Raw genomic sequence first — 22,482 nt, forward strand, 5'->3', positions numbered from 1 at the left:
TGCTCAGTAATGGCCTCTATACTAGCTCCCCGTTTGTGCACCGCTCTAGTGCATTCGGCTGGAGCGCGACACGTCCCTCCACTCTCCATTCAGAGCCGCCGTAATAATGAGCCTGTTCTCCGCTGTCGAAATGGCACCCCGCGATCCAATCCTGGGCCTCAACGAAGCATTCAACGCCGATACCCGGACCACCAAGGTCAACCTGGGTGTAGGTGTTTACTGCAACGAAGAGGGGCGAATTCCCCTGCTGCGCGCGGTGATCGAAGCCGAAACCATTCGCGCTGCTCAGCACGCCTCCCGTGGCTACCTGCCGATCGACGGCATTGCCGCCTACGACCAGGCCGTGCAAAAGCTGCTGTTCGGTAACGACTCGCCGCTGATCGCTGCCGGTCGCATCGTCACCACTCAGGCTGTCGGCGGTACCGGCGCGCTGAAAATCGGTGCCGACTTCCTCAAGCAACTGCTGCCGAACGCCGTCGTGGCGATCAGCGACCCGAGCTGGGAAAACCACCGTGCGCTGTTCGAAACCGCTGGCTTCCCTGTGCAGAACTACCGTTACTACGACGCCGCCACTCACGACGTGAACCGTACCGGCATGCTCGACGACCTCAACGCCCTGCCGAACGGCTCGATCGTTGTGCTGCACGCCTGCTGCCACAACCCGACCGGCGTCGACCTGACCCCGGCCGACTGGAAGAACGTGCTGGACGTGGTCAAGGCCAAAGGTCACGTGCCGTTCCTCGACATGGCTTACCAGGGTTTCGGCGACGGCATCGACGAAGACGCCGCAGCGGTGCGTCTGTTCGCTGAATCGGGCCTGACTTTCTTCGTTTCGAGCTCGTTCTCCAAGTCGTTCTCGCTGTACGGCGAGCGCGTGGGCGCCCTGTCGATCGTCAGCGAATCGAAAGAAGAAAGCGCGCGCGTGCTGTCGCAGGTCAAGCGCGTGATCCGCACCAACTACTCCAATCCGCCGACTCACGGTGCCAGCGTTGTCGCCGCCGTGTTGAACAGCCCGGAACTGCGCGCCCAGTGGGAAGCCGAACTGGCAGAAATGCGTCTGCGCATTCGCGGCATGCGCGAGCAGATGGTCGCCCTGCTGGCCGAGAAAGCCCCGCAGCGTGACTTCAGCTTCGTCGGCCGTCAGCGCGGCATGTTCTCTTACTCCGGCCTGACCACCGAACAGGTGCATCGCCTGCGTAACGAGTTCGGCATCTACGCCCTGGACACCGGCCGCATCTGCGTCGCGGCACTGAACCAGAGCAACATCAAAGCGGTAACGGATGCGATCGTGCAGGTCATCTGATTCGCCTGGCAATGAAAAACGGGAAGCCTTGGGCTTCCCGTTTTTTATTTGTCCGAAGGAATGCAACATTCCCTCTAAACTGCATACAAATCTGAATTGTGGGAGCGAGCCTGCTCGCGAATGCGGTGGGTCAGTCGCCATTGTTGGTGGCTGACAGCATTCGCGAGCAGGCTCGCTCCCACAGGTTTCATATACATCCAGGAATTCTGTGAGAACCCAAATGAAAAACGACAACCTGCGCGCCGACCGTGACGACCTGGATGACTTCATCCCCCGCGCCCCGGCCAGACGCGAAAAAAGCCTGGTGCTGCAAGTCGCCGCCGGGGTGTTTCTCGGCGGTCTCGCCCTGTGGCTGGTGCAACTGGCGGCCACCGCGGCGTACGCCAAATTACTGCTCGGAACGATTACCTTCGGCAGTTAAGCCAGTTCGCTCGCGCGCTGACTCGCGGCATCGTCATACACGACGTACAGCGATTCGGCGATCTGGCTTTTGATCGCCTTGGTGCTTTCCAGGCCGAGCACGAAACCTTCGGCTTTGCCGCCAGCGCGATTGAGTTCCTCAGCCGTGCCGGCCTGAGTGATTGCGTCGAAGAGTTTCTCGGCGTGGGGGCCAACGCCCTTGGGCAGACTGATTTGCGCGATGCTCATGCGAGCACCTCGTTGTTGCGGATTGCAGGCTTCATGGCGCGTACCTTTTCGGCGAATGGCCGGCAGCGCGTGTGACCACTTCCGGGGCCCCATGGTAGACCGCCGATGGTTTTCTGGTAACCGCCAATCACTGACAAATCACCGTCCGTCCTGCCTACACCTGAAATTTTACATCCATTGCTTGACTTCTCTTTTTGAATCAGTAACATACGCACCAATTCCGCAATAGCTCAGTTGGTAGAGCAAATGACTGTTAATCATTGGGTCCCTGGTTCGAGTCCAGGTTGTGGAGCCAAATAGCAAAGCCCCTGAATTGAAAGATTCAGGGGCTTTTTTGTGGGCGCTCGAAAAAATCAAAAGATCGCAGCCTTCGGCAGCTCCTACAGGGGAACGCATTCCACATGTAGGAGCTGCCGAAGGCTGCGATCTTTTGATCTTCAAACGAAAAGGCCGAACTACAGTTCGGCCTTTTTCACCCAATCAGCGATCAAACGTGTTCGCTGCTCTTCATCTGGGTCTTCGGCGTACCATGCCCATGATCGTGGTCATCAGGCTCGACCACCGGCACTTCTTTGCCGTCGCAATCGTGCAGCTTGCCGTCGCTGAAGTAGTCACCCTCACGCAACGCCGCCAGGTCGCGATAACGCAGGGTCCGCTCTTCCGCAGCGGCAAACACTGACTGCTGGTCCGAGTTACCGGCGGTGAAGTGGTTAAAGGTCAGGTTCAGCACAATCGCCATGATTGCTGACGAGCTGATGCCCGAGTGGAAAATGGTCGCGAACCAGCTCGGGAAATGATCGTAGAAGTTCGGCGCGGCAATCGGGATCATGCCGAAGCCGATCGAGGTCGCGACGATGATCAGGTTGACGTTGTTGCGGTAATCGACCTTCGACAGCGTACGGATGCCGCTCGCCGCCACCGTACCGAACAGCACGATACCGGCACCGCCCAGCACTGAGGTCGGCACTGCGGCAATCACCCGACCCATGAACGGCAGCAGGCCAAGGATCACCAGGAAGATACCGCCGGTGGCCACCACGTAACGGCTCTTGATCCCGGTCACTGCCACCAGCCCGACGTTCTGCGCGAAGGCGCTTTGGGTGAACGATCCGAAGATTGGCGCAAACATGCTCGACAGCATGTCCGCCCGCAAGCCGTTGCCCAGGCGTTTGGAGTCGACTTTAGTGCCGATGATCTCACCGACCGCCAGAATGTCCGCCGAGGTTTCCACCAGCGTCACCATGACCACGATGCACATCGACAGGATCGCGGCGAAGTGGAAAGTCGGCATGCCGAAGTGGAACGGCGTCGGGAAGCCGAACATCGGTCCTTGAGCGACACCGGAGAAGTCCGCCATGCCGAGGAATACCGCCAGCACCGTGCCGATCACCATGGCCAACAGAATCGACAGACGCGAGATGGTCGAACTGCCGACCTTGCTCAGCAACAACACCAGCACCAGCGTGACCGCCGCCAGCCCGATGTTCTGCATGCTGCCGAAGTCCGGCGCATGGCTGTTGCCACCCATGGCCCAGCGCGCCGCCACCGGCATCAGCGTCAGACCGATGGTGGTGATCACGATGCCGGTGACCAGCGGAGGGAAAAACTTGGTGATTCGCGAGAACACCGGCGTAATCAGCAAGCCGATCAACGACGCGGCAATCACCGCGCCCAGCACCGACTGGAAGCCGCCCTCCCCGCCACTGCTGACGATCGCGACCATGGTCGCCACACCGGAGAACGACACGCCCTGCACCAGCGGCAACTGACAGCCAAAAAACGGTAGACCCAGGGTTTGCAGCAGTGTCGCCAGCCCCCCCGCAAACAATGAAGCAGCAATCAACAAACCAATGTCCGCCGGCGACAGCCCGGCCGCTTGGCCAATGATCAGTGGCACCGCAACGATACCGCCGTACATGGTCAGAACATGTTGCAGGCCGTAAGCCATATTCGCGCCGACCCCGAGATTTTCGTCCTCGGGCCGTTGGTGTGAAACATGGGGCGTTTTCATGTGGGGGGTTCCCTGGTTTTTGTTATGCGCACACTGTATTCAATACTCGGGACAAATGTCCATAGAGTTGTATACAACTTATCAGTCACATAATGGATAGGTAGCCACCCAAGCTTCTATCTCGCCACCTCTAGCTCCCACAAATCCGGCAACACATCCCCTCCTGCCCCCGGTTCTTATCGCACTAGGCTGAATTATTCATGGCGACCAGCGGTGCATTGGCGCCCTTTTTTATACATATAAAGTATGCATAATGAAGTCATTCGAAATTCAGTACGACAAAAGCAAGAACGCAGCCAACAAACTCAAGCACAGGGGCGTCAGCCTTGCCGAGACCGAGCCGGTCTTTCACGACGAGCGCGCACTGAAGATCGAGGACAACGACCATGACGAACAGCGCTGGATCACCCTCGGCCTTGATGGCAAAGGGCGTTTGCTGGTGGTTGCGTACAGTTATCGCGAAGCCAACGTCGTACGAATCATTTCTGCACGTGTCGCCACACCGAGCGAGCGTTGCGCTTACTTTCTGGAGGCTTGAACAATGAAAGACGAATACGATTTCTCGCAGGGCAAGCGCGGTGCCTTGGCGCCCGCCAAGGGCAAGACCCGCATCACCATCATGCTCGATGACGCGGTCATCGAAGCCGCCCGCAACGTGGCGGAAAACGAAGGCTTCGGTTATCAGACGGTGATCAACAACACCCTGCGCCATGCCCTGCTGGAGGCTGGCAGCAAAACGCAGGAGGCCGAGCCGCCCCACTCCGGGCAATTCAAGAAAGGCATCACCGCCGCCGACCTCAAGAGCCTGGAAAAAAAGCTGTCGGCGGCGGTCGGTGAAATCCGCCGGGTACTGGAACCGGAGGCAAAGCCTTGAGATCAGGCCGGTACGAGCATCCGCGCCAGCGACTGACGCACATGCGGCTGGTCAGGCAAGCTCAGGCCGAACTCCAGCTCCAGCACCTCGATCAACTCATCGACATCCGCCACCTCGCGCCGCTCGCTGTCGGCGCCCATGTGATGAATCGCGAAGCTGCCGTTGTTCAGGGTCCGTCGCCAGCCATCGCCAGTGCGTGCAACCATCAGCCGTTTGGCGAACGGTGACTCGGGATGGGTCGAGACGTACCAGTTGCCGAGGGTGTAATCGATGTCTTCCTGGCGTTGCAGATCAAACAGGTACATCGCGCGCCACTCGCCTGCGACATTGGCGCGCAGCATGTAACCGTCGGCCTGTTTCTCGATGCGATAGGACTCGTGCGGCGTCGGCTGTTCAGCCTCGGTATCGAGCAACAGCGGCGCAGTCGGCACCATGCCGCCAAAGCCGACATCGGTGATGTAACGCTCGCCGTCGATGATCACCAGGCTCAAGCGATGGGTGCGCGCCGTCCAGGTGCCCTCGGGTTGCGCCAGCACCACACGGCCGGAGATGCCACGGGCCTCGAAGCCCAATTCCTGCAACAACGCCAGAAACAGATTGTTCAGTTCGTAGCAGTAACCACCCCGGCCTCCGTGGAGAACTTTCTGTTCGACCGACGCCAGATCGATCAGCACCGGCGCGCCCGTGATCGTCGACAGGTTCTCGAAGGGGAAGACGCCGGTGTGGCGTAACTGCAGCTGCCGCAGGGTTTCCAGGGTCGGTGCCGGTGGGGCATCGAATCCCAGGCGTTGCAGGTACAACGTCGGATTCGCCAGACGTGGCTCGCTCATTGCTCAGTCCTTTTGCATGTGGCCGCGGATCGCTGTGCCGCTGGCCGACAGGTATACGGGATCAGGCCCCGACTCCGACAATTGATTTCGCCAATCAGCGCTACCGCCGCTTGCGCGAACCGATACGAATCCAGGTCGGTGCATGGTCGCTGGCGTGCGGTTCGTTGCGCACCCAGGCGTCGACCCCGGCCTCGTGCAGGTAAGGGCTGAGTGCCGGGTTGAGCAGCAGATGGTCAATGCGCAGACCGGAGTTGGTTTGCCAATGCTGGCGGAAGTAATCCCAGAACGTGTAGAGGCGATCCTCGGGATACAGATGACGCAGCGAATCAGTCCAGCCCTGATCGAGCAGCCGTTGATAACACTCGCGGCTTTCGGGCTGCAGCAGCGCATCCTTGAGCCAGGAACGGGTGTTATAGATGTCCATGTCGGTGGGCACCACGTTGTAATCGCCGGCCAGCACCACCGGATGATCGCTGCTTTGCAGATCCTTGGCGTAGCGGATCAGGCGTTCGAACCAGGCCAGTTTGTAATCGAACTTCGGCCCCGGCTGCGGATTGCCGTTGGGCAAGTACAGGCAGCCGACCAGCACGCCGTGCACCGCCGCCTCCAGATAACGACTGTGCTTGTCGTCGGGATCGCCCGGCAGACCACGACGGCTTTCCAGCGGCTGCGCATCGCGAGCGAGGATCGCCACGCCGTTCCATGACGCCTGACCGTGCCAGATCGCGCCGTAACCCGCCGCTTCGAGTTCGGCAGCCGGAAATGCACTGTCCACCGACTTGAGCTCCTGCAGGCAGGCGATGTCCGGCTGTTCGCGCTTGAGCCATTGCAGCAGGTTCGGTAACCGCGCGCGCAAACCGTTGACGTTGAAGGTGGCAATCCGCAGGTTTTTCATCGTCCAGGCTCCGGCGAACAAGGTATGACAATTGTGACCCGGTGGCGGCGCCGCTGGTTGCATCGGATCAACCGCCTGCCGCGCAACAGGCGCTCACCTCTGGCCTGATTGCCGCGACCTGCCGCATGCTCAGTAAAGCTCAGGTCGCAACCGCTCGTCAGCCAGGTGGCACCAACGTTCAGGGCCGTCAGACCAAAGTCAGGTAACCGACCCTTTCTGGAGACGTACCATGACATCGCGCAAACTGACTTCGCTGTTGCTCGCCGGGCTGTTGACCTCCGCGTCGCTCGGCGCCTTTGCTGCCAATGACGGGGCAGATTCCTCAGGCACCCAATCCGGTGCGACAAGTGGCACCAACATGCCCCCCAACACCAATCCCGGAGCACCGAAAAACGGCGACAGTACCGATGGCGCCGGCAAGGGTACGGGCACTAACAGTGGCACCATGGGTTCTGGTTCGGGGGCGGGTGGCGGCACCGGTTCGGCCGGCGGCGGAACCGGCGGTGCCGGCGGTGGCACCGGGAGCTGAACGAACAAGCGTGACCGCTGGTGATCCGGCATAACGCCAACAATCTGTGGCGCGGGAACCTGGCTCCTCGCCACAGATCAGGGGCGGGCCTTTAGCGATCCGAACGCATCAACTCGGCAAACTCCGATTCCAGCGACAACACCGCCGCACGATTGCGCCCGGCGTTTTTCGCCTGATACAACGCCGCGTCGGCACGCTGGATAAATTCTTCCACGCTGTCGTTGCCGCTGGGCACAAACGCATAACAACCCAGGCTCACCGTGAGGTAGCCGGTCGGCGAACCGCTGTGGGTGATGCGCTTGTCCATCACGCTGCGGCGGATCTGCCCGGCAATCGCCAGCGTGCCGTTGATGTCAGTGTCCGGCAGCAGCACCGCGAACTCTTCGCCACCGTACCGTACTGCCAAGTCAGCCTTGCGCTGGCAACTGTTCTTCAGCACCTGGGCCACCTGGGTCAGGCAATGATCCCCCGCCACATGGCCGTAGGCATCGTTGTAGCGTTTGAAGAAATCGATATCGAGCATGATCAGGCCGACCGGACTCGACTGCCGTGCACCGCGGGCGAATTCGATGTCCAGCGATTGCTCGAACAGCCGCCGGTTCGCCAGCCCGGTCAGGCTGTCATGAGTCGCAATCTGCTCCAGTGCGCGCTGTGCCTTGCGCAGGTTTTTCTCGATACGCTCACCGTCACGCACCTGATGAATGAACACCCAGCCGAACAGGCCGACGCCGAGAATCACCAGCGCCACAATCACGCTGGACTGAAAGGCCCGCTCGGACCAACCCTTGAGAATCGTGTCGCGCGAAGAGGCGGACGCGACCACCAGCGGGTAAGCCGCCAACTGCCGGTAGCCATATAAACGCACCACGCCGTCGACCACTGATCTGATCATCGCCGTACCGGCCGGTGCTTCAGGCAGCAGTTTCTGATAGATCTTGCCCCGCGCCAGCGACGAGCCGATCAGGCTTTCGTCAAACGGCCGCCGCGCCAGCAAGGTGCCGTCCTTGAGGCCGAGAAACATGATGCCGCTATCATCGAGGCTGAAGCTTTTGAAGAAGCGGTCGAAGTACGCCATCTTGATCCCGGCCATCAGCACGCCCTGAAAGTTGCCGGCGCGGTCATTGATGCGCTTCGAGATCGGAATGATCCACTCACCATTTTCCCGACTGCGGATCGCCGGGCCGATGTGCGCCACGGTAGAAACATTCTGTTGGTGAAACCTGAAGTACTCGCGGTCGGCCACGCCGTTGCCACGAGGCAGGTCCGGGAACGAGGTAATCACCCACTGCCCCTCGCGGTCGAACAGGAACATGCCGTGCAACTGTTCCAGTTGCTGCACCCGGCGGGCAAAGGTTTTTTGCAGGCGTGGTCGCTGCGCGGCGCCATAACCATCGTCCTCGACCCAGTCGGCGAGACTGGTGAGCACCAGATCGGCAGCCAGAAACGTGTCTTCGGCCTGCTGCGCCATGGCTCGGGTCAAGTTGGTGGAGGCAACCTGCGCGTTCGCCAGATCCTGACGCCGCGTCTGCTCCAGCTGCAAATAAAGCAAGCCGGACAGGCACAGGCACACCGCAACGATGAACAGCGCTGCCGCCTTGCGCAACGGCAGGCGTTTAAGCGTGCCGGGAGTTTGATGCGGTTCGTGAATGGGGATTGGCAAAAACGTGTCCTGGGCAGGTACGACAGGGGCCGCAGCCCGAAACCCTTACTTTTTGTGAGCGTAGCCCACCGGGATGCGCACGGCAAACCCGCCGCGCCAACACACGCCCGCCCCGTTGTATCGGCGCGCGAGGGATTTGGATGAACGCCGCGCCGCGATTTATTTTCAGAGGTCGTTTTGCAGGTGATCGCCCTCGCGTATCTGCGCAGGGCATTCGCGCAGGGCACCAGTGGCAGCTATCGGGGTTTGTTGATTTCCCGCAGTAGATCCGCGACCGGCAGGTTCATGGTGTTTGAGTAGTAGGGTTTATAGCCGTACGCGGTGACGACGACTTTGCAGGGGATTTGTTGTTTGTTGGCGAGGAGTTGATTCAGCTCTGCCACCGAGAGATTTCTTTCAGAACTCCGGTTGCTTGAAGTTTCACTCAAGAATGCGCGAGTGAGATAGGAAAACTTGGCCTTGTTGTTTTCATTTTTTTCCGAGCGTATCAAACCGGTGGCGGAAAACTGTATGGCTTTGCCTACTGAGAAATCATGATCATCCGCCAATGCACAATGAAGCATGCCCGAAATCACCCCAACTCGCTCTCCGCGATCAAAAAGATCCAACACATCAACGTCCGACTGATACCGGATGACGTATAGCAGCGACTTTTCTCTTTCCACAGACTCGAAGCTCAGGTTTGCGGGAGGCTTTACGTGGTTCTTCGCACAACCAGAGCAAATAGCGAGTAAAACGCAAAGGAGTAGCCTGTACATCATGGAAACTCCTTCATGATTGAGTCAAAAAGCATATCGCCTGCCGGCTTGCCCCGGCGATACGGGCAGTAAACAACCCCAAAGCATTTGCATAATTTGTGTCTACATTGACGTTTAATGAAGGGCCAAAGGAGATAAGCCACTTTTCACCAATCCGTCGAAATTCACGTTCGGCGAGCCACTGGCAATCGGATTGGTGCCATGTCCCGGGAGTGGGCAGGCGGTCGGATCGGTGACGCGGGCGGCGGGTTTTCCGCTCATGAACAGCTCCTTGCCGTGTTGCGGGTCATCCTATTGGGGGCGCAAGCATGCGTGAATTTCCAGGTTGCTTCAAACCTCCAGGCAAAAAAAGGCGCCCGATCGAGGCGCCTTTTTCATTCGTGCAAACCACTCACATCAACGCGACGGCGGCACCCGAATATCCCCCGCTCGGCACTGGGTCTTCACGCCCTTGCCGCAAGCACCGAACTGCAGATCCTTGCCCATGCACACCCGCACTTCCGAGAGTTCCGGGCCGCTGCAGATCACCGCGATGCCATTGGCCGGGATGCCCGGGTTGGCCTTGCGGAACAGGTCGGCGATTTCCTGGGCTTCGAAATAATAAGAGGAACTGAACGGCTGCAGCTCTTGCGGGATCTTCACCGCGCCCACCGCTTTGTCCGCCTCATCCAGATAGCCCATCGCGCCCAGACCGCTGCAAGTGCCGTGCTTGGACCATTCGTGATCAAGCAGTTTTTTGGTCGGGAACAGCGTAAGACCTTTGGTGGTTTCCGCCGCCGACAGCGTGGTCAAGGGTGGGCAGGATTCCGGCCAGCCGCCATTGGCGTATTGCGGCCACAAACCGTGCAGCACGAAGCCATAACCCTTGCCGGAACATTGCACGTCATCTTTGTGAGTGAGGCAAAAGGTCGGCGACCAGGACAGCGTCAGCAGGTAGTAATCGAACTGCCCCGCCACTGCTTCCGTTTGCACCTTGCTGGCGTTCGACTGACGCGCCGAACTCAGACCGATGCTACCGGCCGTCAGCGCGATCAGCGCCAGAATTGTAAACAGCTTTTTCATGTACCCGCTCCTTGGGACGCCTGCGTCCGTGGTTTTTGATGCTGACCAGACTTGGCCAGCGCTGATTTCGCCATGCTTGTGTTGCAAGCGCATGACGCAAGGCAAGACCGTACGCCGTTGAAAGGTCTACGATTAACAGGCAGACATCAAACCAAGGGATCCGAAATGAGTAAAGCAGACGAACTCGCCGCCAAACTCAAGCAAACCCGGCACACCCACGCGGATGCCGCGCTGGAGATCGATTGCTGGCCGGCGCAGGTCTATGACCTGTACCACCGCATCGAGGCCTGGCTGCAGCCCGTCACCGAAGTCGGCCTGAAAATCCGCCGCAACCCGACCCACGTTTGCGAAAGCTCACCTGATGGCGAAAGCCACGATTATGCGATCGACCAACTGGTGATCGAAGCCAACCAGCAAACCCTGACCTTTGATCCCATCGCCCGGTTTACCGAGGACGGCGCCGGCCGCGTACAGATCACCCTGCCGGACCGCAACACCTCCCTGCTGCGCACCGTCGATGAACATCATGAAAGCCATTGGTGGTTGCAAACGGTGGAAACCGGACAGGAGCTGGATGCGATTGCGCTGACCGAGAACAATCTGTTGCAGGTGGTGCAGGAAGGGCTCGGCCTGTAACGGGAACGGTCAAACTGTCAAAACTGTAATCCCGCCCTCAGCCAACTGAAAGCCAGCGCTGGTTAGCCTCCCCGTCATGTTTCAAACGGGGACTTCCAGCGCATGCCTTCCAACACTTCAAGACGCACCTTCGTCAAAGGCCTCGCCGCCAGTGGCCTGCTCGGCGGCCTCGGTCTGTGGCGCGCGCCGGTCTGGGCGCTGAGCGGGCCAGGGCAGATCAATGAGCTGAGCGGCAGCGAGTTCGAGCTGTTCATCGGCGAAACCCCGGTCAACTTCACCGGCAGCCCGCGCACTGCGCTGACCATCAATGGCAGCCTGCCCGGTCCGCTGTTGCGCTGGCGCGAAGGCGACACGGTGACGCTGCGGGTGCGTAATCGGCTCAAGGACAGCACTTCGATTCACTGGCACGGCATCCTGCTGCCGGCCAACATGGACGGCGTGCCGGGTCTGAGTTTTCACGGCATCGAACCGGGTGGCGTGTATGTTTACCAGTTCAAGGTGCGGCAGCACGGCACTTACTGGTATCACAGCCACTCCGGCTTGCAGGAACAGGCCGGGGTCTACGGGCCGTTGGTGATCGATGCGAAAGAACCGGAGCCGTTCCACTACGACCGTGACTACGTGGTGATGCTCAGCGACTGGACCGACGATGACCCGGCCAGCCTGCTGAAAACCCTGAAAAAGCAGTCCGATTACTACAACTACCACAAGCGCACCGTCAGAGATTTTATCGACGACGTCAGCGACAAAGGCTGGAGTGCCACCGTCGCCGACCGCACGATGTGGGCGCAAATGAAGATGAACCCCACCGACATCGCCGACGTCAGTGGCGCCACCTACACCTTCCTGATCAACGGCCACGCTCCTGACTCGAATTGGACCGGCCTGTTTCGCCCCGGCGAAAAACTGCGCCTGCGCCTGATCAACGGCTCGGCCATGACCTACTTCGACGTGCGCATACCCGGGCTGAAAATGACCGTGGTGGCAGCGGACGGTTTGCACGTCAAACCGGTCAGGGTCGATGAACTGCGCATCGCGGTGGCGGAAACCTACGACGTGATCGTCGAACCCGCCGCCGACGCTTATACCCTGTTCGCCCAGGCCATGGACCGCAGCGGTTACGCCCGCGCCACCCTCGCGTCCCGCGCCGGTCTGACGGCCCCGGTGCCAGCGCTGGATTCGCGCCCATTGGTGAGCATGGACGACATGGGCATGGGTGGCATGGACCACGGCTCGATGGACATGAGCGACATGGCGGGCATGGACCACTCGGCGATGGGCCCGATGCAATCGCACCCCGCCAGCGAAAAAGACAATCCGCTGGTGGACATGCAAGCCATGACCCCCACACCGAAACTCGACGACCCCGGCCTCGGGCTGCGCAACAACGGTCGTCGCGTGCTGGCTTACGCCGACCTGCGCAGCACTTTTGACGACCCGGACGGCCGCGATCCCGGGCGTACGATCGAGCTGCACCTGACCGGGCACATGGAGAAGTTCGCCTGGTCGTTCAACGGCATCAAGTTCTCCGACGCCGAACCGCTGCGCCTCAAGTACGGCGAGCGCATCCGTCTGGTGCTGGTCAACGACACGATGATGACCCACCCCATCCACCTGCACGGTATGTGGAGCGATCTGGAAGACGAAAACGGCAACTTCCAGGTGCGCAAACACACCATCGACATGCCTCCCGGTACCCGTCGCAGCTACCGGGTCACGGCCGATGCATTGGGCCGCTGGGCCTATCACTGCCATCTGCTTTATCACATGGAAACGGGCATGTTCCGCGAAGTGCGGGTGGAAGAATGAAGGGGCTGATGATGACTCGACTTGCAGCGTTCTCCGTGCTGTTCATCAGCGCCTCCGTCATGGCTGCCAACGACATGCAAGGCATGGATCACAGCCAGATGCCTGGTATGGATCACTCGATGCAAAGCATGGACGACGGCATGATGCAGCCGGCCGCACCCACTGAAAGCCGCACGCCGATCCCGGTGCTGACCGACGCCGACCGCGCCGCCGTGTTCGCCAGCCCCGGCGGCCATCAGGTGCATGACAGCGCGATCAACAGCTACTTCCTTGCCGACAAACTTGAGTGGCAAAACGCCGATGACGGCAGCGCTTTGGCCTGGGATCTGTCCGGCTGGATCGGCGGCGACATCGATCGCCTGTGGCTGCGCTCCGAAGGCGAACGCAGCAACGGCAAGACCGAGGACGCCGAACTCCAGGCATTGTGGGGCCATGCGATTTCGCCGTGGTGGGACGTGGTCAGCGGCGTGCGTCAGGACTTCAAACCCGGCGCCGCACAAACCTGGGCCGCGTTCGGTCTGCAGGGCATGGCGCTGTACAACTTCGAAGCCGAGGCCACGGCGTTTCTCGGTGAGGGCGGACAAAGCGCGCTGCGGCTGGAAGGCGACTACGACATTCTGCTGACCAACCGGCTGATCCTGCAGCCCACCGCCGAACTCAACGTCTACGGCAAAAACGACCCGCAACGGGGCCTCGGTTCCGGCCTGTCGAACACTGAAGCCGGCCTGCGCCTGCGCTACGAAATCCGCCGCGAATTCGCGCCGTACCTCGGCGTGACGTGGAACCGCACCTACGGCAACACCGCCGATTACGCCCGCGAAGAAGGCGAAAGTCGCAGCGAAGCACGCCTCGTGCTCGGTGTGCGGCTGTGGTTTTGAATCCCATTAAAAAACAACCCGGAGTCTTGCATGCGCACATTGAATATCATCTTGGCACTCGCCAGCGGATTGCTCTTGAGCACCCTCGCCCAGGCCCACCCGAAACTGCTGTCATCAACCCCGGCCGAAGGTGCTGACGGCGCAGCGCCGGACAAGATCGAGCTGCACTTTTCCGAAAACCTGTTGACCCGGTTCTCCGGCGCCAAACTGGTGATGACCGAGATGCCCGGCATGGCCCATTCACCGATGCCGATGAAGGCGAGAGTCAGCGCTGGCAGCGACCCGAAATCCATGCTCGTCACCCCGCTCGCGCCGTTGCCCGCCGGCACCTACCAGGTCGAGTGGCGTGCGGTGTCGTCAGACACGCACCCGATCACCGGCAACGTCACGTTCAAAGTGAAGTGAGCGATGGCTGAACTGATCAACATCATTCTGCGCCTGGCGTTGTATGTGGATTTGCTGCTGTTGTTCGGGGTGGGGTTGTTTACGCTGTACAGCGCCAACGCCGACCTGCGCTCTGGCCCGATGCTGCGTGGACTGGCGTTGATCGGGGCACTGCTGTCAGTGGCTGGACTGGTGCTGATGACAAGCACCATGAGTGGCGAAACCGAACTCGCCGCGCTCTGGCCGCATCTGCAGATGATGCTGCTGGAAACGGACGTCGGGCTGGCGTGGGCGCTGCGCATGATTGCGCTGATCGTGGTGCTGATTCAGCCGGGGAAGTGGCTCGCGTCGACGGCCGGCGCGGTTGTCCTCAGCTCCCTTGCGTGGAGTGGGCACGGGGCCATGGACGAGGGCTCGCTGCGGGTCTGGCATTTCCTCAGCGACATCCTGCATCTGCTGGCGGCGGGTGCGTGGTTGGGGGGGATGCTGGCGCTGGTGCTGCTGGCGCGGGGTCGCGTGGATGAAGCGCGGATTCGCCTGCTGGCCGAGGCGGTGAAACGCTTCGAATGGGTCGGCGCGACGATTGTGCTGACGCTCTCAGTGAGCGGCGTGGTGAATTACTTGTTCATCGTCGGCCCGAGGCTGGATGACGTGCTGCTCGGCACTTACGGCGTATTGCTGGCGATCAAGGTCGTGCTGTTTGCCGGGATGCTGGTATTGGCCGCGCTGAACCGCTTCCACCTTGGGCCGGCACTGGAGCGATCGCTACGCGATGGACAGCACGTCATCGCGGCGAACGCACTCAGGCGCAGTGTGCTGCTGGAACTGGGCATGGCCCTGCTGATCGTGGCGGTGGTGGCGTGGCTCGGCACGTTGAGTCCGGACGCGGGATGACACCCGCGAAGGCCTTTCACTACACTGGCTCACCGTCCTCTGCAGAAGCCCGATGTTCATGACTATTCTAAAAAGCACGATGATCCTTTGCGGCGCGCTGACCCTGGCCGCAGGTGTGCAAGCCCAGGAAGCCATTTCGCACCTCGACAGCATCCAGCAACAAGGCCAACTGCGCGTCTGCACCACCGGCGACTACAAGCCCTACACCTTCAAGCGCGCCGACGGCGAATTTGAAGGCATCGACATCGCCATGGCGCGCTCGCTGGCCGACAGCCTCGGGGTCAAAGTCGAGTGGGTGCAGACCACCTGGAAAACCCTGATGCCGGACATGCAGGCCGGCAAGTGCGACATCGGCATGGGCGGCATTTCGGTGACGCTGGAACGGCAGAAAAAAGCCTTCTTCAGCAACACCCTCGACAGCGACGGCAAGATCCCGCTGGTGCGCTGCGCCGACCAAGCCAAATACCAGACCATCGAGCAGATCAACCAGCCAGACGTACGTCTGGTGGAACCGGCCGGCGGTACCAACGAAGCCTTCGTCCACGCCTTCCTGCCCAAGGCCCGACTGGCCCTGCACGACAACGTGACGATCTTCCAGCAACTGCTCGACAACCAGGCCGACGTGATGATCACCGACGCCTCGGAAGCGCTGTATCAGCAGAAACTCAAACCGGGGTTGTGTGCGGTGAATCCGCACCAATACATGCAGTACGGGGAAAAGGCTTATCTGCTGCCGCGCGATGACATCAGCTGGAAGCTGTACGTCGATCAGTGGCTGCATTTGAGCAAAGTCACTGGCAGCTATCAGAAGGTCATTGGTGAGTGGCTGGCAGTGCCGCAGTAATCGTCCAGGCACAAACAGTTGTGGCGAGGGAGCTTGCTCCCGCTGGACTGCGCAGCAGGCCTTCTTTTGAGGCGCCGCTTCGCGCCGCAGCGGGAGCAAGCTCCCTTGCCACAGGTTCAGCCTCGATTTTGATCAATCATCATGCAACATCCCGGAGCTGTACTGATTCAAGCTGCTGCCAATGCTGTTGCCGCCAAACTTCAGGGTCGTGGCATGACTGCGCCCTTCGGGCGACTGACAATCCGCAGAAAAACAACTGGTGGTGGTCAAGCCACCGGCGCCCGAACAGGCACTCAATACCGAAACAGTTGCAGCGATCAACAGCACTTTGACGACAGCGGCGCGCATGGAAAGGCTCCCCTTGGGATGATCTTGTGCAAGCATCCTAGGCGTTCACCGCACCCGGCAAGATGAAACCTGGCTGATCGACAGCACGGGTTCAGCTTCGCATCACACCGCCCGCCACGCCCCGGCCGGAATCTGCGCCATCGCCTCGAACGCCGGTTTGGCGAACCAGAATCCCTGCATCAGATAAATCCCGCAGTCAGCGAGGAAATCCCGCTCCTCCGGGTGCTCGATGCCCTCGGCAATCACCTCGATCCCCAGTTCGGTACACATGCCCACCACGCCCCGCACAATTGCCTGACGTACGCGGTCGCGGTGAATACCGCGTATCAGCGCCATGTCCAGTTTGATCAGATCCGGTTGAAAGTCCGCCAGCAGATTCAACCCGGAATACCCCGCACCGAAGTCATCGATGGCGGTCTTGAAGCCAAACTCGCGGTACTCGCGCAAGATATTCATCAAGTGCTTGTTGCTTTCAACGTGCTCACCCTCGACCGCTTCGAAGATCAGCCGCTCGAGCGGAAACGCATGCGCACGCGCCGCCTCCAGCGTGCTGCGGATGCACAGGTCCGGGCGATAAACCGCGTTGGGCAGGAAGTTGATCGAGAGAAAACCGGTGAGGCCCAGCTGCGCGGCGGTGGAGATTGCCCGCACGCGGCACAGTTGATCGAAGCGATAGCGGTTCTGGTCATCGACCTGCTGCAGCACCGACAGCGCCCCTTCGCCCTGCACGCCCCGGACCAACGCCTCGTGGGCGAAAGTCGATTGATCACGCACATCGACAATCGGCTGGAACGCGAAGGAGAACGCCATGTCGGCCTCGCCTTTTTGCCGGCAGCCTTGGCACCCCCCGCTGGGCTGGGGGAAAATGGGTGTATTGGTCATGACGCCCCCTGAGAGCGGGTTGCAACCATCCATGGCCCAGAAAAAAATCACTGCACGGACCGGGTGGCGCCGCGTGGCGCCCCCCCGCTTATACAGGCTGACCGGTCAATTCCGGCCAAGTTCATTGCGAAATGCCATCAGGTGCGGAAATGCGCCGTCATGCGTTGCAAGTCCTGCCCCAGCGACACCAGCTCAAGGGTCGCGGCAGCACTTTCTTCGCTGGCGACGGCCGACTGATCAGCCACATCGCGCACGCTGACGATGCTGCGATTGATCTCATCGGCCACCGCACTTTGCTGCTCGGCGGCGGCGGAAATCTGCAGGCTCATTTGCTGGATCGTACCGATCGACTGGTTGATCTCGGTGATCGCCTGCTCGGCCTTCTGCGCCAGCACCACGGTGTCCAGCGTGCGTTCGCGGCTGGATGTCATCAGTGTAGAGGCCGCTTGCGTGCCCTGCTGCAAGGTGACAATCAGCGCTTCGATTTCCTTGGTCGAATCCTGGGTGCGCTGCGCCAGCGAGCGCACTTCATCGGCAACCACCGCGAAACCACGGCCCTGCTCCCCCGCCCGCGCCGCTTCAATCGCCGCGTTCAGCGCCAACAGGTTGGTCTGCTCGGCGACAGCCTTGATCACATCGATGACCTTGCCGATCTGCTCACTGTCCTGGGACAGCACGTTCATCGCCGCGCCCAGGTCCTCGATTGCCACCGACAGTTCGCTGATCTGCACAGTCGCCTGCTTGACCACCGCGCTGCCGTGACGTGCCTGCTGATCGGCCAGAGTTGCGGCGGCGGACGCGTCGGTGGTGTTGCGCGCGACCTCCTGCACCGTCGAGGCCATTTCGTGCATCGCCGTGGCGACCTGATCGACCTCGACCTTCTGCTGGCGCACACCGGCGCTGGTCTGCTCGCTCATCGCCGAAAGCTTCTCGGCCGACGTCGAAATATGCGTCACGCCGTTACCGATCCCCTGCACCAGCGTGTTCAGACTTTGCGCCATGTCCTGCATCGCGTTTTGCAGATCGCCCAACTCATCCTTGCGGCTGGATTTGGCTTGCACCGTCAGATCGCCCTTGGCAATCCGCCGCGCCAGTTCCACCGTCAGCGCCAGCGGCCCGGTGATCTGCCGCGAAATAAGCACTGCAGCCAACAGACCAACCACCAGCGCCAGCACGGTCAGCACGGCAATCTGAATAAAGGCACGATGTTGATCGTCCCGCGCCAGACGCTGCTGGGTGTCCATCAGCCCGGTCATGATGCTGTCCATCGCCTGGCTCTGTTGATCCACCTGCTGGCGCAGGCTCTGCTTCTGCTCGAACAGCGCGGCAACATCCACCAGCACCTCGCGATAACGCCGGATCCCGGCCTGCGCCTCTTCAAGCTGACTCGACAGGGCCGCCGGCAACCCGCTGCGCGCCTTGCTGATGTCCGTCAGAAACGTATCGGTGGTGTCCAGCAGCACCTTCTTGTTGGCCTCACTTGGCACCGCGATATAACGCCGCAGCATCAGACGAAACATCGTCATGCCATTGCGCAGATCCGCCACCGTGCGCAAGTCCGCCACTCGCGCACTGTCGGCTGACGCCAACGCACTGGCCGCGGCGCTCTCGAACAACCTGTTGAAGGTCTCGGCGTACTTGTCCGACATCGCTCCCAACGGTTTCAGCGCATCGCTGGTCGCCTTGTCCGCCTCGACCAGACGCTTGACCTGCTGATCGTAAACCAGCGTGGTGTCCTGCAAACGCTTCAAGGCCTGCTGGTTTTCCGCCCGCGTCAGGGTCTGCAAGGCCTTGGCGATCAGCCCTTGCAACACCGTCAGCCGCGACTGATAAGCCTCGGCAAACGCCGCATCGGCCGCCGCTTCGTACTGCTTCTCCGACAACCGCATGTCCTGCGACGCATCGTTGAGCCTGCCGATCAGACGCGTGGTGTCCAGGCGATCCACCAACACATTGCTGCTGCTGTAGCCAATGAAGGCCACCGCCCCCACCGCCAGCAACAGAACGCCAAACCCGGCCCCCAACTTTCGGGAAACCTTGATGTTGCCCAGGAAATTCGATGCTTCTGCCATGTTCAGCCTCTAACGCCCTGACGCGATTCAACGTCAGGCACAAAAAGTAGATCTCTGATAACCGGAGTTACCGCTCATATTCGGGGGCGTCATCCTGAGCAAATGGCGGACAGCTCCAACTGTCCCGGCTGCAACAGACTGACGCGAAGAACCGTACCGACGGCGCACGCACCAGCGGACAAATCCAGGGTTTGCGCTGGATTTATCGTTTCAGCAAAGGTGTTGGAACGGATGCTATAAATTTTGGGAAAAGTTGTACAACTTTATATTTTTGTATAATCGTTGAACTTTTTTGAGCCTGTGATGACGCATTGCCATCATTTTTTGTGGCACATCGCTACTGCTGCGAAATCAGGCTGAAACCTGCCATTTCGGCGGTTGTTTTGCGCATCGACTGAGCGCCCTCCGCGACCCCGCCGCTTGCCACGGAGGGCAGCGATCTACGCTTTGAGCTCGACGTTATCCAGCGCCTGATTCACCGCCAACTCCCCCAACATCACCACCTGCGCAATGCCCAGCAGCGTCTTGCGGTGCGAGACATCCAGCAACGCGGCGAAATCGTTGAGCATGGTGGTGGCGGAACCCAAGGACTCGCTGGCATTGGCGAGCAGGGATTCGGTGTCGTAGGCCGGGTTGGCGAGGAACATCGGTCTGGATTGATCACCGCTGGCCATGATCTGGCTGGCCGGGGTGAAGTAGTGATCAAGGGCGCGCTCGGCGGCTTCGTGGAGTTTGCGGGAATCGAGGGATTCGTAGGGGGATGCGGGGTTGGATTCGGGTGGGTTGGGTGTTGGTTTGAACATGGATGGAGCCTCTAGTGCGAATACTAAAAGGAGCCATCACCCTCGCTACCAAACGATAGGTGGCGGCCATACGCGGGTTGGTAGACCGGTCGCACTAGAACCCGGCGCCCACGAATGAGCCCCACGCATGACCACCATGAAATCGGAGCCCCGAGAAAGGACTGCACACGGTGATGCCATGAGTCTAGAAACGAAGCGGGCTACCAAACCCGATCACTGATTTGCAGTGACACAGGGACGATAGAACCCACGGTCTAGACGCACAAGCCGGCGGATTCTGTCTTAGGTGTAGGGGGAGGCGCAAGGTGTTGTAGGAGCAGGACTGCAAAGATAGGCCTCATTTAAACAGGCGCTTTTTCACTCAAAAAAAGCTTCAAAAATACGCTGATTGTTCGGGATAACGTCACTAGTGCAGAGAGCAAATACGATCCTTTTTCCAGCGCTGTACGTCGCTCCATTGGTGGACTGGACTGACTTACGCTAACCCCTTAAAAACTGGAAATATTCAGGATATGTAATTCCTACTTACCAATTCTGTACCAGTCACCGGTCCCGATTTTTATCCTTTGCTACTCACCCTCATCTCTTCATGGCAAAATGCCTCCACCAGGTCATCAACGTCCTGCTCCTAAATCGCGATTTTTTACAAACAACTCTTAACACAGGGACAATAACCATGGCAGGCAATGATATAAATCTAATTTTATCTGATGATGATTCCGACGATCAGTTCATACAAGTGCCAATTAAGAAAAAAGATTTTGGAGACTTTATTACTAGCCTTCTAGGTCAAAGAGAAACGATAAACGGGCAAAAAGCCGGTTCTTTTGTAATTGATCACGAATGGTTGCTAAACCTACACCACCTAATAGATCAACGTATAAAACTTCAAGCAAAGTCATCCTTAGTTGACTTCTCAGCGACAATCAGCTATCACAACGCACCCGACAGGACAATTACGACAGCTAAAGGCTTCGCACACTTTAACGAAACTAGAATCACCACTACTGAAAGCATCGTATTAACTTGGACTTATTTAGTTATTTTTCCAGGAAAACCATCTCCTGAAAAACAAGAGATTTCAGTTCGCTTTGTATCAGACCCCTCTGTTTTGATTTCACGTCCAGGTGCGATACTCGGTCGAATCCCAGAGCTTACCGGTGGTCTAGCATCGTTTACCGTGGCTCATACAGAGAGAACATGGGGTGATGATATTAGTGCGCTACTTATTCGCGAAATTGAGGCATGCTTTAAACCTGAAACATTCCTTGATAAATACCACAATACAATAACATCCATCCTCGGAATAACTTGTTTAATGGCAGGGATATTCTTACCCGGCTACATCGAAGAGCTCATTCGCCAAAAAGAAGTAGCAGAGTTCTTTCTGAAGGCCTTGCCAAACGGCAATTCATTCACATCATTAAGCATTGATGAAAAACTAAACTTAGCTTTGACAATACTCCAGCCTAGCAACCAACTTCATACTATCGGAACAGGATACAAACTATTAAGCATGGTTTGCAGCATGGCAATTTCAGCTGTAATTTTATTTGGATTTGATACCACAAAAAAATCGCACATTCTTTTAACAAAAAAAGACTCCTCAGAAAAAGAATGCGAAGAGAAAAAGGAAAAATTCAAGCTGGCGAAAAGATTAATTTCAGTTGCATCGGCCATAGCTCTCGGGGTCGCGGGAAATTACGCATACTATTTATTACATCTCCCATCTTAAAAAGATTCTGCCTGCCTTTAGTCGCACAAGGGCATTCGTATTCCAATTTGATAACGAGTGCCCGGTTTCCCTTACCAACCACTATTTCACAAATTCAAGCGAATTCCAGTCATCACCATGCTCAGTTGGTGGTAGTAAGTGCATCCTCGAAAAAGGGGTCAGATTTATTTACTACCAAGCATTCCCCGATGCTGATCCAGTTTTTTCCAAGCACAGACATCTACCAGCCCCCAAACCCGTCCTCCCCCATTCCTGATAAACTCCCCCACCTCCCAGCCCCACCCAATCCAGAACCGCCAATGTCCCCTATCTCCGCCACACCCGCCCCACTCTCCCGCCGCTTCTCCGTCGCCCCGATGATGGATCGAACTGACCCTTCCTCTACCTCCCGCAGATAAAGGCCCAAACGCCTCGTCCCCAACCCGCGTACCAGTTGCGTACCAGCTCTGTTCTTCTCCTTTCTCGTCCCATCCCCTCTGCCGATTGCATTAGCAAATTTTAAGCAGCGGTTCTCGGCTCCAATCCTGGCACTGTCTATCGTCGGCTCAGGCGCGCTTCGTGAGAGTTAGAACCGCGCGCATGAAAGACCAGCGAATGGCCGCGTCTGCGCTTCACCCGTTTTCAGGT

The 22,482-nt window shown here is 59.0% G+C and carries 23 protein-coding genes, 1 tRNA gene and 1 pseudogene; 13 read left to right on the forward strand and 12 right to left on the reverse strand.

Features of this window, described 5'->3' with window-relative positions:
• Positions 1 to 106: 106 nt before the first annotated feature.
• Together HXW87_RS21600 and HXW87_RS21605 are read left to right on the forward strand one after the other, a co-directional pair.
• Positions 107 to 1,303: an amino acid aminotransferase gene (locus HXW87_RS21600; protein WP_047293190.1), complete on the forward strand. Its 1,197-nt coding sequence runs from the start codon at positions 107 to 109 to the stop codon at positions 1,301 to 1,303.
• Between the two features lie 220 nt (positions 1,304 to 1,523).
• Positions 1,524 to 1,724, forward strand: a complete 201-nt coding sequence (locus HXW87_RS21605; protein ID WP_047293188.1) for a hypothetical protein — start codon at positions 1,524 to 1,526, stop codon at positions 1,722 to 1,724.
• Here HXW87_RS21605 and HXW87_RS21610 read toward each other — a convergent pair.
• Positions 1,721 to 1,951 (reverse strand): hypothetical protein, encoded by a 231-nt coding sequence (locus HXW87_RS21610; RefSeq protein WP_145595033.1) that lies wholly within the window; start codon positions 1,949 to 1,951, stop codon positions 1,721 to 1,723. The genes HXW87_RS21605 and HXW87_RS21610 overlap by 4 nt on opposite strands.
• Positions 1,952 to 2,170: 219 nt before the next feature.
• On the opposite strand from HXW87_RS21610, the gene HXW87_RS21615 reads away from it, so the two are divergent.
• Positions 2,171 to 2,246, forward strand: a tRNA-Asn gene (locus HXW87_RS21615).
• Between the two features lie 192 nt (positions 2,247 to 2,438).
• Here HXW87_RS21615 and HXW87_RS21620 read toward each other — a convergent pair.
• On the reverse strand, positions 2,439 to 3,962 hold the full coding sequence (locus HXW87_RS21620) for a nucleobase:cation symporter-2 family protein (RefSeq protein ID WP_239777717.1): 1,524 nt from the start codon (positions 3,960 to 3,962) through the stop codon (positions 2,439 to 2,441).
• Between the two features lie 253 nt (positions 3,963 to 4,215).
• Here HXW87_RS21620 and HXW87_RS21625 point away from each other — a divergent pair, with 253 nt between their 5' ends.
• Together HXW87_RS21625 and HXW87_RS21630 are read left to right on the forward strand one after the other, a co-directional pair.
• Positions 4,216 to 4,500 carry a BrnT family toxin gene (locus tag HXW87_RS21625; protein WP_239777718.1) on the forward strand — a complete coding sequence of 95 codons (285 nt, stop codon included), beginning with the start codon at positions 4,216 to 4,218 and terminating at the stop codon, positions 4,498 to 4,500.
• 3 nt (positions 4,501 to 4,503) lie between these two features.
• Positions 4,504 to 4,836 carry a BrnA antitoxin family protein gene (locus tag HXW87_RS21630; protein WP_047293183.1) on the forward strand — a complete coding sequence of 111 codons (333 nt, stop codon included), beginning with the start codon at positions 4,504 to 4,506 and terminating at the stop codon, positions 4,834 to 4,836.
• Between the two features lie 2 nt (positions 4,837 to 4,838).
• Here HXW87_RS21630 and HXW87_RS21635 read toward each other — a convergent pair whose 3' ends face one another.
• Positions 4,839 to 5,666, reverse strand: coding sequence for an arylamine N-acetyltransferase (locus tag HXW87_RS21635; protein ID WP_239777719.1), 828 nt, complete (start codon positions 5,664 to 5,666; stop codon positions 4,839 to 4,841).
• A 100-nt stretch (positions 5,667 to 5,766) separates the two neighbouring features.
• Positions 5,767 to 6,561: an exodeoxyribonuclease III gene (locus tag HXW87_RS21640; RefSeq protein WP_041065979.1), complete on the reverse strand. Its 795-nt coding sequence runs from the start codon at positions 6,559 to 6,561 to the stop codon at positions 5,767 to 5,769.
• 229 nt (positions 6,562 to 6,790) lie between these two features.
• On the opposite strand from HXW87_RS21640, the gene HXW87_RS21645 reads away from it, so the two are divergent.
• Entirely contained in the window at positions 6,791 to 7,090 is a 300-nt protein-coding gene (locus tag HXW87_RS21645; RefSeq protein WP_047293181.1) for a hypothetical protein, read from the forward strand.
• Between the two features lie 91 nt (positions 7,091 to 7,181).
• Here the strand turns inward: HXW87_RS21645 and HXW87_RS21650 are convergent, their stop codons facing one another.
• The 4 genes and pseudogenes from HXW87_RS21650 to HXW87_RS21665 all read right to left on the reverse strand — a co-directional run bounded on the left by HXW87_RS21650 (position 7,182) and on the right by HXW87_RS21665 (position 10,570).
• A complete protein-coding gene (locus tag HXW87_RS21650; RefSeq protein WP_239777720.1) occupies positions 7,182 to 8,750 on the reverse strand; it encodes a sensor domain-containing diguanylate cyclase in 1,569 nt (522 codons plus the stop codon).
• Positions 8,751 to 8,986: 236 nt separating this feature from the next.
• Positions 8,987 to 9,511 carry a hypothetical protein gene (locus HXW87_RS21655; RefSeq protein ID WP_047293179.1) on the reverse strand — a complete coding sequence of 175 codons (525 nt, stop codon included), beginning with the start codon at positions 9,509 to 9,511 and terminating at the stop codon, positions 8,987 to 8,989.
• A 147-nt stretch (positions 9,512 to 9,658) separates the two neighbouring features.
• Positions 9,659 to 9,769 (reverse strand): annotated as a pseudogene (locus HXW87_RS21660) (PAAR domain-containing protein); the annotation flags it as partial.
• 135 nt (positions 9,770 to 9,904) lie between these two features.
• Positions 9,905 to 10,570 (reverse strand): ribonuclease T2, encoded by a 666-nt coding sequence (locus HXW87_RS21665; protein ID WP_027611510.1) that lies wholly within the window; start codon positions 10,568 to 10,570, stop codon positions 9,905 to 9,907.
• Between the two features lie 165 nt (positions 10,571 to 10,735).
• Between HXW87_RS21665 and HXW87_RS21670 the strand changes: the two genes are divergently transcribed.
• From HXW87_RS21670 to HXW87_RS21695, 6 genes are all read left to right on the forward strand, one after another.
• Complete coding sequence (locus HXW87_RS21670) at positions 10,736 to 11,206, forward strand: hypothetical protein (protein ID WP_047293177.1); 471 nt, start codon at positions 10,736 to 10,738, stop codon at positions 11,204 to 11,206.
• Positions 11,207 to 11,308: 102 nt separating this feature from the next.
• Positions 11,309 to 13,015, forward strand: a complete 1,707-nt coding sequence (locus tag HXW87_RS21675) for a copper resistance system multicopper oxidase (protein WP_239777721.1) — start codon at positions 11,309 to 11,311, stop codon at positions 13,013 to 13,015.
• Positions 13,016 to 13,026: 11 nt separating this feature from the next.
• Complete coding sequence (locus HXW87_RS21680; protein ID WP_041066328.1) at positions 13,027 to 13,893, forward strand: copper resistance protein B; 867 nt, start codon at positions 13,027 to 13,029, stop codon at positions 13,891 to 13,893.
• Between the two features lie 30 nt (positions 13,894 to 13,923).
• Entirely contained in the window at positions 13,924 to 14,298 is a 375-nt protein-coding gene (gene copC, locus HXW87_RS21685; RefSeq protein WP_239777722.1) for a copper homeostasis periplasmic binding protein CopC, read from the forward strand.
• A 3-nt stretch (positions 14,299 to 14,301) separates the two neighbouring features.
• Complete coding sequence (gene copD, locus HXW87_RS21690) at positions 14,302 to 15,171, forward strand: copper homeostasis membrane protein CopD (protein ID WP_239777723.1); 870 nt, start codon at positions 14,302 to 14,304, stop codon at positions 15,169 to 15,171.
• A gap of 58 nt (positions 15,172 to 15,229) precedes the next feature.
• The gene (locus tag HXW87_RS21695; protein ID WP_239777724.1) at positions 15,230 to 16,015 is read left to right on the forward strand and encodes a transporter substrate-binding domain-containing protein; all 786 of its coding nucleotides are present in this window, start codon (positions 15,230 to 15,232) and stop codon (positions 16,013 to 16,015) included.
• Positions 16,016 to 16,147: 132 nt separating this feature from the next.
• On the opposite strand, the gene HXW87_RS21700 is transcribed toward HXW87_RS21695, so the two are convergent.
• The 4 genes from HXW87_RS21700 to HXW87_RS21715 all read right to left on the reverse strand — a co-directional run bounded on the left by HXW87_RS21700 (position 16,148) and on the right by HXW87_RS21715 (position 20,120).
• A complete protein-coding gene (locus HXW87_RS21700) occupies positions 16,148 to 16,363 on the reverse strand; it encodes a hypothetical protein (RefSeq protein ID WP_047293172.1) in 216 nt (71 codons plus the stop codon).
• A 102-nt stretch (positions 16,364 to 16,465) separates the two neighbouring features.
• The gene (locus HXW87_RS21705) at positions 16,466 to 17,173 is read right to left on the reverse strand and encodes an EAL domain-containing protein (RefSeq protein ID WP_230679365.1); all 708 of its coding nucleotides are present in this window, start codon (positions 17,171 to 17,173) and stop codon (positions 16,466 to 16,468) included.
• A 209-nt stretch (positions 17,174 to 17,382) separates the two neighbouring features.
• Entirely contained in the window at positions 17,383 to 19,317 is a 1,935-nt protein-coding gene (locus tag HXW87_RS21710; protein WP_239777725.1) for a methyl-accepting chemotaxis protein, read from the reverse strand.
• Positions 19,318 to 19,757: 440 nt separating this feature from the next.
• Positions 19,758 to 20,120 (reverse strand): DUF6124 family protein, encoded by a 363-nt coding sequence (locus HXW87_RS21715; RefSeq protein WP_239777726.1) that lies wholly within the window; start codon positions 20,118 to 20,120, stop codon positions 19,758 to 19,760.
• A gap of 676 nt (positions 20,121 to 20,796) precedes the next feature.
• Here HXW87_RS21715 and HXW87_RS21720 point away from each other — a divergent pair.
• Complete coding sequence (locus HXW87_RS21720; RefSeq protein ID WP_239777727.1) at positions 20,797 to 21,855, forward strand: hypothetical protein; 1,059 nt, start codon at positions 20,797 to 20,799, stop codon at positions 21,853 to 21,855.
• Positions 21,856 to 22,482 lie beyond the last annotated feature (627 nt).

Source organism: Pseudomonas sp. Y5-11 (genome assembly GCF_022368695.1).
Taxonomy (GTDB): Bacteria; Pseudomonadota; Gammaproteobacteria; order Pseudomonadales; family Pseudomonadaceae; genus Aquipseudomonas; species Aquipseudomonas parakoreensis.

Bases quoted from the DNA above. Each gene is read 5' to 3' on its own strand.
- HXW87_RS21600 (WP_047293190.1), top strand. From the start codon at position 107: ATGAGCCTGTTCTCCGCTGTCGAAATGGCACCCCGCGATCCAATCCTG.
- HXW87_RS21605 (WP_047293188.1), top strand. From the start codon at position 1,524: ATGAAAAACGACAACCTGCGCGCCGACCGTGACGACCTGGATGACTTC.
- HXW87_RS21610 (WP_145595033.1), bottom strand. From the start codon at position 1,951: ATGAGCATCGCGCAAATCAGTCTGCCCAAGGGCGTTGGCCCCCACGCC.
- HXW87_RS21620 (WP_239777717.1), bottom strand. From the start codon at position 3,962: ATGAAAACGCCCCATGTTTCACACCAACGGCCCGAGGACGAAAATCTC.
- HXW87_RS21625 (WP_239777718.1), top strand. From the start codon at position 4,216: ATGAAGTCATTCGAAATTCAGTACGACAAAAGCAAGAACGCAGCCAAC.
- HXW87_RS21630 (WP_047293183.1), top strand. From the start codon at position 4,504: ATGAAAGACGAATACGATTTCTCGCAGGGCAAGCGCGGTGCCTTGGCG.
- HXW87_RS21635 (WP_239777719.1), bottom strand. From the start codon at position 5,666: ATGAGCGAGCCACGTCTGGCGAATCCGACGTTGTACCTGCAACGCCTG.
- HXW87_RS21640 (WP_041065979.1), bottom strand. From the start codon at position 6,561: ATGAAAAACCTGCGGATTGCCACCTTCAACGTCAACGGTTTGCGCGCG.
- HXW87_RS21645 (WP_047293181.1), top strand. From the start codon at position 6,791: ATGACATCGCGCAAACTGACTTCGCTGTTGCTCGCCGGGCTGTTGACC.
- HXW87_RS21655 (WP_047293179.1), bottom strand. From the start codon at position 9,511: ATGATGTACAGGCTACTCCTTTGCGTTTTACTCGCTATTTGCTCTGGT.
- HXW87_RS21665 (WP_027611510.1), bottom strand. From the start codon at position 10,570: ATGAAAAAGCTGTTTACAATTCTGGCGCTGATCGCGCTGACGGCCGGT.
- HXW87_RS21670 (WP_047293177.1), top strand. From the start codon at position 10,736: ATGAGTAAAGCAGACGAACTCGCCGCCAAACTCAAGCAAACCCGGCAC.
- HXW87_RS21675 (WP_239777721.1), top strand. From the start codon at position 11,309: ATGCCTTCCAACACTTCAAGACGCACCTTCGTCAAAGGCCTCGCCGCC.
- HXW87_RS21680 (WP_041066328.1), top strand. From the start codon at position 13,027: ATGACTCGACTTGCAGCGTTCTCCGTGCTGTTCATCAGCGCCTCCGTC.
- copC (WP_239777722.1), top strand. From the start codon at position 13,924: ATGCGCACATTGAATATCATCTTGGCACTCGCCAGCGGATTGCTCTTG.
- copD (WP_239777723.1), top strand. From the start codon at position 14,302: ATGGCTGAACTGATCAACATCATTCTGCGCCTGGCGTTGTATGTGGAT.
- HXW87_RS21695 (WP_239777724.1), top strand. From the start codon at position 15,230: ATGACTATTCTAAAAAGCACGATGATCCTTTGCGGCGCGCTGACCCTG.
- HXW87_RS21700 (WP_047293172.1), bottom strand. From the start codon at position 16,363: ATGCGCGCCGCTGTCGTCAAAGTGCTGTTGATCGCTGCAACTGTTTCG.
- HXW87_RS21705 (WP_230679365.1), bottom strand. From the start codon at position 17,173: ATGGCGTTCTCCTTCGCGTTCCAGCCGATTGTCGATGTGCGTGATCAA.
- HXW87_RS21710 (WP_239777725.1), bottom strand. From the start codon at position 19,317: ATGGCAGAAGCATCGAATTTCCTGGGCAACATCAAGGTTTCCCGAAAG.
- HXW87_RS21715 (WP_239777726.1), bottom strand. From the start codon at position 20,120: ATGTTCAAACCAACACCCAACCCACCCGAATCCAACCCCGCATCCCCC.
- HXW87_RS21720 (WP_239777727.1), top strand. From the start codon at position 20,797: ATGGCAGGCAATGATATAAATCTAATTTTATCTGATGATGATTCCGAC.